Origin of the sequence: Erwinia sp. E602 (assembly GCF_018141005.1) — a bacterium.
Classification (GTDB): domain Bacteria; phylum Pseudomonadota; class Gammaproteobacteria; order Enterobacterales; family Enterobacteriaceae; genus Erwinia.
Genome location: NZ_CP046582.1, coordinates 3,511,054 through 3,523,469 on the forward strand (window position 1 = coordinate 3,511,054; position 12,416 = coordinate 3,523,469).

The following is a 12,416-nucleotide window of genomic DNA, read 5'->3' on the forward strand; positions in this document are numbered from 1 at the left end:
AGAGCCGATACATCATGTTACGGTTATCGTTTTTCACTTCGGTGACAACTGTGCGATAACCCTGCGTACTCAAAATCCCAAGGGGGAACCTTTTGCAAGGTAAAGCACTCCAAGACTTCGTCGTTGATAAAGCTGACGATCTCAAAGCTCAGGACATCGTGATCATCGACGTTCAGGGTAAATCAAGCATCACCGACTGCATGGTGATCTGTACCGGTACGTCTACCCGTCACGTGGTGGCGATTGCCGAAAATGTGGTGCAGGAAGCACGCCAGGCCGGCCTGAAGCCGTTCGGCGTTGACAGCCGTGCCGCCGCTGACTGGGTGGTCGTCGATCTCGGTGAAGTGATCCTGCACGTTATGCAGGAAGAGAGCCGTCAGCTCTACGAACTGGAAAAGCTCTGGAGTTAAGCCGTGAAGCTGCAGCTGGTTGCCGTTGGCACCAAAATGCCCGACTGGGTCCAGACCGGTTTTATGGAATACCTGCGCCGGTTTCCGAAAGATATGCCGTTCGAGCTGGTTGAAGTTCCCGCCGGCAAGCGCGGTAAGAATGCGGATATCAAACGTATTCTGGAAAAAGAGGGCGAACTGATGCTGGCTGCCGCCGGTAAAGGTAACCGCATCGTGACCCTCGATATTCCCGGCCAGCCGTGGGAAACCCCACAGCTCGCCAGCCAGCTGGAGCGCTGGAAGCAGGATGGCCGCGACGTCAGCCTGTTTATCGGCGGCCCGGAAGGCCTGTCACCCGCCTGCAAGGCCGCGGCGGAGCAAAGCTGGTCACTCTCAGCGCTGACCCTGCCCCATCCGCTGGTACGCGTGCTGGTTGCAGAGAGTTTGTATCGTGCATGGAGCATTACTGCGAATCATCCTTATCACCGTGAATAACGGCCAGGACTAACCGGACAGACAAAGCAGCGGATGAAATTACAACGCAACTCTTTTCGTGACTACACCGCCGAGCAAACGCTGTTTGTTCGCCGGGCCATCGTCGCCTTTCTCGGCATCCTGGCCCTGTCCGGCGTGCTGGTGGCTAACCTGTACCACCTGCAAATTGTCCGTTTTGATGATTACAGTACGCGTTCTAACGAAAACCGCATCAAGCTGGTGCCGGTCGCCCCCAGCCGCGGCATTATTTATGACCGTAACGGCATTCCGCTGGCGCTTAACCGCACCATTTACCAGATTGAACTGGTGCCGGAGAAGGTCGATAACCTCAAACAGACGCTGCAGGACCTCAAGCCGATCGTCGATCTGACCGACGAAGATATCGACGCCTTTGAGAAAGAACGCAAGCGTTCGCGCCGTTTCACCTCGATCGCGGTAAAAACCGGCCTTAACGATGTGCAGGTGGCCCGCTTTGCCGTCAACCAGTACCGCTTCCCCGGCGTTGAGGTCAAAGGCTATCAGCGCCGTTACTACCCTTATGGCTCCGCCCTGACCCACGTGCTGGGTTACGTGTCGAAAATCAACGACCGTGACGTCGAACGGCTGGATAAAGAGGGTAAATGGCCCAACTACGCGGCCACCCATGATATCGGCAAGCTGGGCATCGAACGCTACTACGAAGACGTGCTGCACGGTAAGACCGGCTATGAAGAGGTCGAAGTCAACAACCGTGGCCGGGTGATCCGCCAGCTGCATGAGCAGTCGCCGCAGGCCGGGCGTGATATCCATCTGACCATTGACCTTAAGCTGCAACAGTACATTGAAACGCTGCTGGCCGGCAGCCGCGCGGCGGTGGTGGTCACCGATCCGCGCAACGGCGAAGTGCTGGCGATGGTCTCAATGCCGAGCTACGACCCGAACCTGTTTGTCGACGGCATCTCGTCGAAGGATTACAACCGTCTGCTGAATGACGAGAACCGGCCGCTGATCAACCGCGCCACCCAGGGGGCCTATCCGCCGGCCTCCACCGTCAAACCCTATATTGCCGTCTCGGCGCTGACCGCGGGGGTGATCACCCGCAATACCAGCCTGTTTGACCCGGGCTGGTGGCAGCTACCGGGTTCGGAGAAGCGCTTCCGCGACTGGAAACACTGGGGGCACGGCCGCCTGAACATCACTAAATCGCTGGAAGAGTCGGCGGATACCTTCTTCTACCAGGTGGCCTATGATATGGGGATCGACCGCCTGAGCGAGTGGATGAGCAAGTTTGGTTACGGCCACCTGTCGGGCATTGACCTGATCGAGGAGACGCCGGGCAATATGCCGACCCGCGAATGGAAAATGAAGCGCTTTAAAAAGCCGTGGTATCAGGGCGACACCATCCCGGTCGGCATCGGCCAGGGCTACTGGACCGCAACCCCGGTGCAGATGAACAAAGCGCTGATGACGCTGATTAATGACGGCATGGTGAAAACGCCGCACCTGATGATGGACACCATGCAGGGCAGCGTTAAGGTGCCGTGGCGTCAGCCGGTCAGCGCACCGATTGCCGATATTCATAACGGTTACTGGGAGATCGCCAAAGACGGCATGTACGGCGTGGCTAACCGGCCAAACGGCACCGGACGCAAGAGTTTTGAAAATGCGCCCTATAAAATCGCCGCCAAATCCGGTACGGCCCAGGTCTTTGGCCTGAAAGCCAATGAGACCTATAACGCACACAAAATCTCTGAGCGCCTGCGAGACCATAAGCTGATGACCGCCTATGCGCCCTACGAGAACCCACGGGTTGCCGTGGCGATGATCCTCGAAAACGGCGGCGCGGGGCCGGCGGTCGGCACCATTATGCGCCAGGTCCTCGACCACATCATTCTTGGCGATAACAATACTAACCTGCCCGACGCCGCGCCTGTGCCGCCGGGCTACGAAGGTGAATAACCGGATATGAACGACAGCCACCAGAAACGCTCGATCTGGACCCGTATCCATATCGATCCGCTATTTTGCCTGATTATCGTGGCGCTGCTGGTCTACAGCGCGCTGGTGATGTGGAGCGCCAGCGGCCAGGATCCCGGCATGATGGAGCGTAAAATCGGCCAGATCGCCATGGGCACCATCGTGATGCTGGTGATGGCGCAGATCCCGCCGCGGGTCTATGAAGGCTGGGCGCCCTATCTCTACATCGTCTGCGTCATTTTGCTGATCGCCGTCGACGCCTTCGGCCAGATCAGTAAAGGGGCGCAGCGCTGGCTGGATCTCGGCTTTGTGCGTTTCCAGCCCTCCGAAATTGCCAAAATTGCCGTGCCGCTGATGGTGGCACGCTTTATCAACCGTGACGTCTGCCCGCCGACGCTGAAGAACACCGCCATCGCGCTGGTGCTGATCTTCCTGCCTACGCTGCTGGTGGCGGCGCAGCCAGACCTGGGCACCTCGATCCTGATCGCCGCGTCCGGCCTGTTTGTGCTGTTCCTCTCCGGAATGAGCTGGAAGCTGATCGCTGTCGCCGTGGTGCTGGTCGCCGCCTTTATTCCGATCCTGTGGTTCTTCCTGATGCACGACTACCAGCGCGACCGCGTGATGATGCTGCTGGATCCGGAAAGCGATCCGCTCGGGGCCGGCTATCATATTATTCAGTCGAAGATCGCCATTGGCTCCGGCGGCCTGCGCGGCAAAGGCTGGCTGCACGGCACCCAGTCCCAGCTGGAGTTTCTGCCTGAACGCCATACCGACTTTATTTTCGCCGTACTGGCGGAAGAGCTGGGTCTGGTCGGCTTTATCATTCTGCTGGCACTCTACCTGCTGCTGATCATGCGCGGGCTGATGATGGCCGCACGCGCGCAGACGACTTTTGGTCGGGTAATGGCCGGTGGATTAATGTTGATCTTCTTTGTCTATGTTTTTGTTAATATTGGCATGGTCAGCGGCATTCTGCCGGTGGTAGGGGTTCCGTTGCCGCTGGTCAGCTACGGCGGCTCTGCTCTGATTGTACTGATGGCAGGATTTGGCATCATCATGTCGATTCACACCCATCGTAAACTATTGTCGAAAAGCGTTTAAAGAGGCAGAGAGATGCGTAAGGACTGGCTTTGGATTGCCCTGGCGTCAGCAATGCTGGCAGCCTGTACTAACGACACCCAGCAACAGGCACCGGTCACCCAGCAGCAGGCCTATAACGGCCCGGTGGTGGAGATTGGCGGCGCAGAACCGCACTACGAACCCTTTAATCCGGGCACGCTGCAGGACTACCAGGTCAACGGCAAAAAGTACAAGGTGATCAAAGATCCGGCAAACTTCAGCGAAACCGGCCTTGCCGCCTGGTACGGTGAAGAGGCCAACGGCAGCCGCACCGCCAGCGGCGAAGCGTTTGACGCCAACGCAATGGCCGCCGCGCACCCTACCCTGCCGCTGCCGAGCTACGTGCGCGTCACCAACCTGGCGAATGGCCGGATGATCGTGGTTCGCGTTAACGACCGCGGCCCCTACACGCCGGGGCGGATTATCGATCTGACCCGTGCCGCCGGTGACCGTCTGAATATCTCCAACAACTCGCGGGTGAAGCTGGACTACATCAGCGTTGCGCCGGACGGGACCCTCTTCGGCCCCGGCACCATCGGCACCACGGTCGCCAAACAGAGTTATGCCCTGCCTGCTCGCCCTGACATCAGCGGCGGCCTGACCCCGCTGGGCGCTGGCGCAGCCGCCAGTGGCGGTTACAGCGAAGCACCGTCACTGACCGGCCAGCCCGCTGCCACGCCGGCTTACCAGCCTGCGCCAGCGGCCAGCGCGCAGCCTGCGCTCAGCAACGACAACGTGCGTCCGGTGGACAACAGCACCCTGAACAGCAGCGAATCGCTGGGTGCGCCGGTTAACAGCGGTGGCTTCCTCGGTGCGCCGCAGCCGCTGCGCAACGGCGTGCTGGAGGGCAGTGAGCCGGTTGTCGCCGCCCCGGCAGTAGCGGCGACGGCAGGGGCTTCTGCTGCGGCCTCCACCTCTGCCCCGGCAGCCACCGGCGGTAACTTCGTGGTTCAGGTCGGTGCGCTCAATGACGCCAACCGCGCACGTCAGCTGGCCAGCAGCCTCGGCAAACAGTTTGGCGTTCCCGGCTCGGTCGACGCCCGCGGTAACGTTTATCGTGTTCAGCTGGGCCGCTTCAGCACCCGCCAGCAGGCGGCCGCGCTGCAGCAGCGTCTGGCCTCCGAAGCGCAGCAGCAATCCTTTATCACCGTCGCACCGAACGCAATGTAATGCTGTCACGATCCGCCCGATTTAGGGCGGGTTGTCGCGGCATGATTTTGCTATAGTGAGTCACTTTTTTTAACTTAGCCCAGGATGTAGTCGTTCTTAACATGAGCACTCTGACCCCTTCCCGACTGATCAAACGCCTGACCGTGGCCTCGCTGATCGCACTCAGCCTTAACGTGGTGGCCTACGCGGACGACGTTAACATTAAAACCATGATCCCCGGCGTACCGGAAATCGATGCTGAAGCCTATGTGCTTATCGATTACAACTCAGGCAAGGTGCTGGCTGAGAAGAACGCTGACGCACGCCGCGATCCGGCCAGCCTGACCAAGATGATGACCAGCTACGTCATCGGCCAGGCGATTAAAGCGGGTAAAATTCACAACGATGACATCGTCACCGTCGGTAAAGATGCCTGGGCGACCGGCAATCCGGTGTTCCGCGGTTCATCGCTGATGTTTCTTAAGCCCGGCGATCGCGTGCCGGTTTCCCAGCTGACGCGCGGCATCGTGCTGCAGTCGGGCAACGACGCCTGTGTGGCTATGGCCGACTACGTCGCCGGCAGCCAGGACGCCTTCGTCGGCCTGATGAACAACTACGTCAAGGCGCTGGGCCTGCAGAACACGCATTTCCAGACGGTACACGGCCTCGACGCCGAGGGCCAGTACAGCTCGGCGCGTGATATGGCGCTGATTGGCCGTGCACTGATCCGCGACGTGCCGGATGAGTACGCCGTCTATCATGAAAAAGAGTTCACCTTTAACAATATCCGCCAGATGAACCGTAACGGCCTGCTGTGGGATACCAGCCTGAACGTTGACGGCATCAAAACCGGCCACACCGACGCCGCCGGTTACAACCTGGTGGCCTCCGCCACCGAAGGCCAGATGCGTCTGATCTCCGCCGTGATGGGCGGCCACACCTACAAAGGCCGTGAAACCGAAAGCAAAAAACTGCTGACCTGGGGCTTCCGCTTCTTTGAAACCGTGGCACCGCTGAAGGCCGGCAAAGAGTTCGCCTCTGAACCGGTGTGGTTCGGCAACAGTGACCGCGTGCAGCTTGGCGTGGAAAAAGATGCCTTCCTGACCATCCCGCGCGGCAGGATGAAAGACCTGAAGGCCAGCTATACCCTGACCAACACCGAACTGCACGCACCGCTGCAGAAAAACCAGGTAGTGGGCAGCATCAACTTCCAGCTGGATGGTAAAACCATCGAACAGCATCCGCTGGTGGTACTCAACGATATGCCGGAAGGCGGCTTCTTTGGCCGCATCATCGATTACATCAAGCTGACCTTCCACCACTGGTTCGCCTGATGCCCGCCTCTCGCGCTTGAAATTGGGCGCGGGTCACCCCATATTGTTAGTATCTGTAAAACTCCCGCTACGGCGGGAGTCCTTGTTTGTGATACCGGAGCCCCTATGAAAACCAATCTTAAAGAACTGCTCGAATTCCCCACCTCTTTTACCTATAAAGTGATGGGCCTGGCACAGCCGGAGCTGGTCGACCAGGTGGTTGAAGTGGTGCAGCGTCATGCACCGGGCGATTACTCTCCGGACGTTAAGCCAAGCAGTAAAGGCAACTACCACTCGGTGTCAATCACCATTACCGCCACGCACATCGAGCAGGTGGAAACGCTGTATGAAGAGCTGGGCAAGATTGAAATTGTCCGCATGGTGCTGTAACCCCCCGACAGTGGTGTGGGCAAGCTGGTTCTTGCCCACCACCAGCGCTATACTGCACGCCTCACTCCCTACCGGATTGTCCGTTTTGCCTTACGATACTCTGATTGTCCGCCAGCTGGGCCTGCAGCCCTGGGCACCCGTCTCCCTTGCTATGCATCAGTTTACCGAACGCCGGTCTGACGATACGCCGGATGAAATCTGGCTGGTCGAGCATCACCCCGTATTCACCCAGGGCCAGGCGGGGAAAACCGAACACCTGCTGGTTCCCGGTGATATCCCGGTAATGCAGAGCGATCGCGGCGGCCAGGTGACCTATCATGGTCCCGGACAACAGGTGATGTACGTGCTGGTCAATCTGAAGCGCCGTAAGCTGGGCGTGCGCCAGCTGGTCAGCTGTATTGAACAGACGGTGGTCGATACCCTTGCCGGCCTCGGCATTAGCGCCGCAGCCCGCGCCGACGCGCCCGGGGTCTACGCTGACGGCAAAAAGATCTGCTCGCTGGGCCTGCGCATTCGGCAGGGCTGTTCATTCCACGGTCTGGCGCTCAACGTGGCGATGGATCTGGCGCCGTTCCTGCGCATTAACCCCTGCGGTTATGCCGGGATGGAAATGACTCAGGTAAGTGCCTGGCATCACGGAATCACGACTGCCGATCTGCAACCCCTGCTGGTAGAGAATTTTGCCCGCCTGCTGTCAGCCGGTGACGTGCAGTGGCGAAATGATGCCAGTTTATCGCTAAACTGTGCGCTCTGATTTACAATTCTGTAACGCTTTCTGCCGCTAACTGGCTGTTTCTGGCAGAGGGAAATGATATAATTTTTTGCGCTTTTCAAAAAAAGTTTAAATCAATAAACTCATTGAGTGTTATGCGGGCGTTTAAACCTCTTTACCGAGTGGCTCGCCGTCATCCAACCTGGAATCAGCAAGATTATGAGTAAACCGATTGTGATGGAACGCGGCGTTAAATACCGCGACGCAGACAAAATGGCCCTGATCCCGGTGAAAACCGTGGTCACCGAACGGACTGAGATCTTACGTAAGCCGGAATGGATGAGAATCAAACTCCCCGCCGACTCCAGCCGTATTCAGGGCATCAAAGCCGCCATGCGCAAAAATGGTCTGCATTCCGTTTGCGAAGAGGCCTCCTGCCCTAACCTTGCTGAGTGTTTTAACCACGGTACGGCCACCTTTATGATCCTCGGTGCCATCTGCACCCGTCGCTGCCCGTTCTGTGACGTGGCCCACGGCCGGCCGAACATGCCTGATGCCAGTGAGCCGGGTAAACTGGCGCAGACCATTGCTGATATGGCGTTGCGCTACGTGGTAATCACCTCGGTTGACCGCGACGACCTGCGTGACGGCGGTGCCCAGCACTTTGCCGACTGCATTACCGCCATCCGTGAGAAAAGCCCGGCCATCAAAATCGAAACGCTGGTGCCTGACTTCCGCGGACGTATGGATCGCGCGCTGGAAATCCTCAACGCCACCCCGCCGGACGTCTTCAACCACAACCTCGAAAACGTGCCGCGCGTTTACCGTCAGGTTCGCCCGGGCGCTAACTATGACTGGTCGCTGAAGCTGCTGGAACGCTTCAAAGAGGCGCACCCCGAGGTGCCGACCAAATCGGGCCTGATGGTCGGCTTAGGTGAAACCAATGCGGAAATCGTCGAAGTGATGCGCGACCTGCGTCGCCACGGCGTCACCATGCTGACCCTCGGCCAGTATCTGTCACCGAGCCGCCACCACCTGCCGGTGCAGCGTTACGTCAGCCCGGCTGAGTTCGATGAGATGAAAGCTGCGGCGATGGATATGGGCTTCACCCATGCGGCCTGTGGCCCGTTCGTGCGCTCGTCTTACCATGCTGACATGCAGGCAAAAGGTCTGGAAGTTAAGTAACCACAGGGTACGGTTGCGGAAAAGAAACGGATGCCCCATTGATTAACCCGGTGCCGCCCTGGTGGCTGGCACCCTCAGGTTGACGTGGGTCATCCGTTTTTTTATTAGCTGGCGGCGGCGTTACTCTTTGTGGTTCAACCGGGATGCGTGCTGCTCTTCGGCGGCGGTTTTCTTCGCGGCCGCATCGTCATCGCTCATCGCATTTTTGAAACCTTTAATTGCTGAACCTAAATCGCCGCCCAGCGTGCGCAGTTTTTTGGTGCCGAACAGCAGCACGATAAGCGCACCCACGATCAGCAGCTTGGCAAGACTGATACCTTCCATATAGACCTTCTTTCAGTGAATCTGGCCGCGAACGCGACCTGCCCGTTAACCGGCTTATTAACGCGCAGTTAGCAGGCGATTACTAACGTCAAACTGTAACAGAATATCAGCCGCAGGGCGGGATCAGAGGTGAGAACCGCTGCGGATTGCCGGGATGGCGCGGTTCATACAGGGAACGGTGACACTGAACCACAGCGCCGTCAGACAGCCTTTTGCCGTAGTTCTGGTCGGACAAAACGGCGATTGGTCAGCACCGGCAGCTCGCGACGTACGCTGCGGATCCGTTCAGGATCGACCTCAGCCAGCAACAGGATCGGCGCTTCGCCGGCGCGTGCGGTAATCACCCCGAGCGGGTCGACCACCAGGCTGCTGCCGATATTCTTCGGGCCGCATTCGCCCACCGCCAGCAGATAACAGGTATTCTCAAGTGCCCGCGCCACCGCCAGCACCTCCCAGTGCCGCTCTTTGTGTGGCCCCTTCACCCAGGCGGCGGGCAACACCAGCACCTCGGCACCGTCCAGCGCCAGCCGGCGTGCCAGCTCGGGGAAACGCAGGTCGTAGCAGGTCATCAGCCCGATCTTCATGCCATCAACCTCAAGCAGCGGCGGCACCACATTGCCCGCATCCACGTTAAGCGACTCCTGCACGGCAAAGGCATCGTACAGATGCAGTTTGTCATAGCGGGCAACGATCTCACCGCGCCGGATAGCCACCAGCACGTTAAGCGCCCGCCCCTCGCCGGCCGGCACGTGCAGGGTCATAACGGTGGTCAGGTCGTCGCCGCGGCTGGCCGCCAGCAGCTGGCTGAGGAACGGGCCATCCAGCGGCTGCGCGGCGCGGATCACCAGCTGCGGATCGGTGATATCACGGGCCAGCACCGCCTCCGGCAGCACCAGCAGGCGGGCACCCTGCCGCTGCGCCTGCGCCATCAGCTCGCCACAGGTGGCGGCATTCTCCTGCCACTCGCGGCTGACCGCGAACTGTCCCAGGGCAACTTTCATGGTGGGGTCAACTCCTTAATATGGTATCGCGGAGATTCAGTGTAGCCCTCGCGTTCGTAAAAGGCATTGGCCTTTTCACGCCGCTGATGGCAGTGCACCTCCATGCGGTCACAGCCACGCTCCTGCGCCAGCTGCTCCGCATACTGCAACAGCTCCTGCCCGGCCCCTTTACTGCGCTCACCTTCGGCGATACTGAAGTAGCTGATGCGGGCGAAATCACCCGCCAGCGCCAGCTGCGGTATAAAGTGCAGGGAGAGAAAGCCAAGTACGGTGTTGTCATGCTCGGCCATCAGCAGGCGTTCAGTATCATCCGCTATCAGCTGCGCCAGCCGGCGTTCAATAAACGGGGCGGTCCCTTCATAGCCCAGTTCCGCCAACAGCGCACTCAGGGCAAAAGCATCTTTCGATTCAGCCAGACGAATTTTCATCCAAATCTCCACAGAGGTGCGCGGGTCGGGCACGTTAAAAAATGACCCTCTGTTTATAGCCTTCGTTTCGGGTGGCGCGCAAGCGCAGCGATCACAGAGTGATGTTACAAAAACTGAGTAATGTAAAGGTGGCGTGCTGTGGCCCGTGCTGCGCAGGGTTTAATCTTTTCTTAATCTTCTTTCGCCACACTGGCAGCCACGACACTTTCCAGGATAACGATGATGAACGCTGTTCCCCGAAGCTTTAACGAAGGCCTGACCGTACTGATTGCCGGCGCAGCGGCAGCAGCCTGGCTGGTGCAGTTTTTTGGCCGCTGAACCCCGTCTGATGTTTTTAGCGCAAAAAAAAACCCGCCATTCGGCGGGTTTTTAGAATTCTGTCTGATAACTTAAATAGCGGCAACGTTAGCAGCAGATGGGCCTTTGGCACCGTTGGTGATTTCGAACTCTACGCGCTGACCTTCAGCCAGAGTTTTGAAACCATTGCTCTGGATGGCAGAGAAGTGTACGAACACATCTTTGCTGCCATCTTCAGGAGTAATGAAACCGAATCCTTTGGACTCATTAAACCACTTAACGCTACCTTTGATCTTAGACATCTAATATTACCTTTACATGAAAAATGGACACTAATCTGTGTCAGGGTTAGTACAGCAATTGCCGAGGCGTTTGTCCAGTAGCCAGCTACGAAAAAGTGATAAAAATCGCTTTTTTTTTACTCTGAGTCAGTTTTGTCTCATCCCGGTGAGGTTAAAACTGCCAGCGTAACCAGGCAAAATAGACATTCCCATTATTGTAAGTACCTGGAATATAGGTCATCTGAAAGGTTGCCCTGCCGTAACCCACCGATGCCAGCGGTAAGACTAACGGAACCGGAATATATTTCCAGTTATCGCGTGCGGTAAACCCGGCGGTATAACCGAGGCCCAGATGGAAGTCAGGATCGTTAAGCGGACGCCAGGTTTTCTCCCAGCCGTAACCGCCAATCGGCTCCCACTTGTTGTAGGAGTCCTTAAAGGCCATCAGATAAAGACCGTTCCAGTTCCCCTGCTCATCATAACGGGAGATACCGCCCCCCGCGCCCCAGGGACGTTCGTTGTAGCGATCGGTTTTTTCTTTATCGTACGTCCAGCGGTTGTGCCAGGTAATGGCAGGTATATAGAGATCGACGCCCTGCGGCTCATTCCAGGTCTTACTGATATTGCCGGTAAAGGTATTCCACGAGGAGGAAATACCCTCGCTCAGGGTGGAAGCCTGAACGCTGGCTGCGCTCATATTCGCCAGCAGGCAGGTAAAAATAAGTGTGCTGTGTATTCTCATCTCAATTCCCGGCTTCAAATTGCCAGATAACGCCAGATTATCCAGCTAAAATCTTTTACTATGCGTTGTAATAGCTGCACAATTATAACGTTTTAATTTAAATACTCCATGAATAAACAACCGATAGCTGATACAAATATCCGGGAGAATTTAAACATAACCTATTGATATAGATTAGTATTTTTGAATATTAGGATTTCTCTCAATCTTAGTAAAAACATGAGCGATATGGGCGATAAGGAGAGGAAAAGACAGCATCACTTCAGATAATAGAAGTTACCAGAAAAAACCAACCAAATGACTCCAGAAAAATTGACACAGATCATTAAAACAGCGTTTTAAAACAAATTATTTATCATTAAAAAGAAAAAATGCGCAAAGAAAACAAAAAACACAATACAAAACAACAATTTAAAATAAAATCCTCTGTTTTGTATAATAAATATTTCTGATAGATCTCCGCACGTTTTTTGTTAAGATATTTCTTATCCAAAAGGATGCAAGGACAGAGGAGAGTGGTGATGTTCAGGTGTGGCAGATGCGGCAGCGCTAAATTTTTCTACACAACATCCGGCGACGAATGGGGCCCCCATCATGGTGCCCTCTGTGCATTTTGTCATAAGCGCCTTAATGTC

Annotated in this window: 14 protein-coding genes; 9 read left to right on the forward strand and 5 right to left on the reverse strand. The window is 56.8% G+C overall.

What is annotated here, in order from left to right; genetic code table 11:
- Positions 1-92: 92 nt before the first annotated feature.
- The 9 genes from rsfS to lipA all read left to right on the forward strand — a co-directional run bounded on the left by rsfS (position 93) and on the right by lipA (position 8,708).
- On the forward strand, positions 93-410 hold the full coding sequence (gene rsfS / locus GKQ23_RS17640) for a ribosome silencing factor (RefSeq protein ID WP_056240008.1): 318 nt from the start codon (positions 93-95) through the stop codon (positions 408-410).
- A 3-nt stretch (positions 411-413) separates the two neighbouring features.
- Entirely contained in the window at positions 414-884 is a 471-nt protein-coding gene (gene rlmH / locus GKQ23_RS17645; RefSeq protein WP_056240011.1) for a 23S rRNA (pseudouridine(1915)-N(3))-methyltransferase RlmH, read from the forward strand.
- A gap of 33 nt (positions 885-917) precedes the next feature.
- A complete protein-coding gene (gene mrdA / locus GKQ23_RS17650; RefSeq protein ID WP_056240015.1) occupies positions 918-2,822 on the forward strand; it encodes a peptidoglycan DD-transpeptidase MrdA in 1,905 nt (634 codons plus the stop codon).
- Between the two features lie 6 nt (positions 2,823-2,828).
- Positions 2,829-3,941 carry a peptidoglycan glycosyltransferase MrdB gene (gene mrdB, locus GKQ23_RS17655; RefSeq protein WP_056240017.1) on the forward strand — a complete coding sequence of 371 codons (1,113 nt, stop codon included), beginning with the start codon at positions 2,829-2,831 and terminating at the stop codon, positions 3,939-3,941.
- 12 nt (positions 3,942-3,953) lie between these two features.
- Complete coding sequence (rlpA, locus tag GKQ23_RS17660) at positions 3,954-5,129, forward strand: endolytic peptidoglycan transglycosylase RlpA (RefSeq protein ID WP_101506639.1); 1,176 nt, start codon at positions 3,954-3,956, stop codon at positions 5,127-5,129.
- Between the two features lie 101 nt (positions 5,130-5,230).
- On the forward strand, positions 5,231-6,442 hold the full coding sequence (dacA, locus tag GKQ23_RS17665) for a D-alanyl-D-alanine carboxypeptidase DacA (protein ID WP_056240021.1): 1,212 nt from the start codon (positions 5,231-5,233) through the stop codon (positions 6,440-6,442).
- Positions 6,443-6,547: 105 nt separating this feature from the next.
- Positions 6,548-6,811, forward strand: coding sequence for a DUF493 family protein YbeD (ybeD, locus tag GKQ23_RS17670; RefSeq protein ID WP_048916777.1), 264 nt, complete (start codon positions 6,548-6,550; stop codon positions 6,809-6,811).
- 85 nt (positions 6,812-6,896) lie between these two features.
- Positions 6,897-7,565 carry a lipoyl(octanoyl) transferase LipB gene (gene lipB / locus GKQ23_RS17675; protein WP_056240025.1) on the forward strand — a complete coding sequence of 223 codons (669 nt, stop codon included), beginning with the start codon at positions 6,897-6,899 and terminating at the stop codon, positions 7,563-7,565.
- Positions 7,566-7,742: 177 nt separating this feature from the next.
- Entirely contained in the window at positions 7,743-8,708 is a 966-nt protein-coding gene (gene lipA / locus GKQ23_RS17680) for a lipoyl synthase (protein ID WP_056240027.1), read from the forward strand.
- Positions 8,709-8,828: 120 nt separating this feature from the next.
- Here the strand turns inward: lipA and tatE are convergent, their stop codons facing one another.
- The 5 genes from tatE to pagP all read right to left on the reverse strand — a co-directional run bounded on the left by tatE (position 8,829) and on the right by pagP (position 11,736).
- A complete protein-coding gene (gene tatE, locus GKQ23_RS17685) occupies positions 8,829-9,032 on the reverse strand; it encodes a twin-arginine translocase subunit TatE (protein ID WP_212409023.1) in 204 nt (67 codons plus the stop codon).
- A 200-nt stretch (positions 9,033-9,232) separates the two neighbouring features.
- Positions 9,233-10,033 (reverse strand): deaminated glutathione amidase, encoded by an 801-nt coding sequence (locus GKQ23_RS17690; protein WP_056240036.1) that lies wholly within the window; start codon positions 10,031-10,033, stop codon positions 9,233-9,235.
- On the reverse strand, positions 10,030-10,461 hold the full coding sequence (locus tag GKQ23_RS17695; RefSeq protein ID WP_212409024.1) for a GNAT family N-acetyltransferase: 432 nt from the start codon (positions 10,459-10,461) through the stop codon (positions 10,030-10,032). The genes GKQ23_RS17690 and GKQ23_RS17695 overlap by 4 nt, the downstream gene beginning before the upstream one ends.
- A gap of 389 nt (positions 10,462-10,850) precedes the next feature.
- Positions 10,851-11,060, reverse strand: coding sequence for a transcription antiterminator/RNA stability regulator CspE (gene cspE / locus GKQ23_RS17700; protein ID WP_004156612.1), 210 nt, complete (start codon positions 11,058-11,060; stop codon positions 10,851-10,853).
- Positions 11,061-11,211: 151 nt separating this feature from the next.
- Positions 11,212-11,736: a lipid IV(A) palmitoyltransferase PagP gene (gene pagP, locus GKQ23_RS17705; RefSeq protein WP_233209054.1), complete on the reverse strand. Its 525-nt coding sequence runs from the start codon at positions 11,734-11,736 to the stop codon at positions 11,212-11,214.
- Between the last annotated feature and the right edge of the window lie 680 nt (positions 11,737-12,416).

Bases quoted from the DNA above. Each gene is read 5' to 3' on its own strand.
- mrdA (WP_056240015.1), top strand. From the start codon at position 918: ATGAAATTACAACGCAACTCTTTTCGTGACTACACCGCCGAGCAAACG.
- mrdB (WP_056240017.1), top strand. From the start codon at position 2,829: ATGAACGACAGCCACCAGAAACGCTCGATCTGGACCCGTATCCATATC.
- rlpA (WP_101506639.1), top strand. From the start codon at position 3,954: ATGCGTAAGGACTGGCTTTGGATTGCCCTGGCGTCAGCAATGCTGGCA.
- dacA (WP_056240021.1), top strand. From the start codon at position 5,231: ATGAGCACTCTGACCCCTTCCCGACTGATCAAACGCCTGACCGTGGCC.
- ybeD (WP_048916777.1), top strand. From the start codon at position 6,548: ATGAAAACCAATCTTAAAGAACTGCTCGAATTCCCCACCTCTTTTACC.
- lipA (WP_056240027.1), top strand. From the start codon at position 7,743: ATGAGTAAACCGATTGTGATGGAACGCGGCGTTAAATACCGCGACGCA.
- tatE (WP_212409023.1), bottom strand. From the start codon at position 9,032: ATGGAAGGTATCAGTCTTGCCAAGCTGCTGATCGTGGGTGCGCTTATC.
- GKQ23_RS17690 (WP_056240036.1), bottom strand. From the start codon at position 10,033: ATGAAAGTTGCCCTGGGACAGTTCGCGGTCAGCCGCGAGTGGCAGGAG.
- GKQ23_RS17695 (WP_212409024.1), bottom strand. From the start codon at position 10,461: ATGAAAATTCGTCTGGCTGAATCGAAAGATGCTTTTGCCCTGAGTGCG.
- cspE (WP_004156612.1), bottom strand. From the start codon at position 11,060: ATGTCTAAGATCAAAGGTAGCGTTAAGTGGTTTAATGAGTCCAAAGGA.
- pagP (WP_233209054.1), bottom strand. From the start codon at position 11,736: ATGAGCGCAGCCAGCGTTCAGGCTTCCACCCTGAGCGAGGGTATTTCC.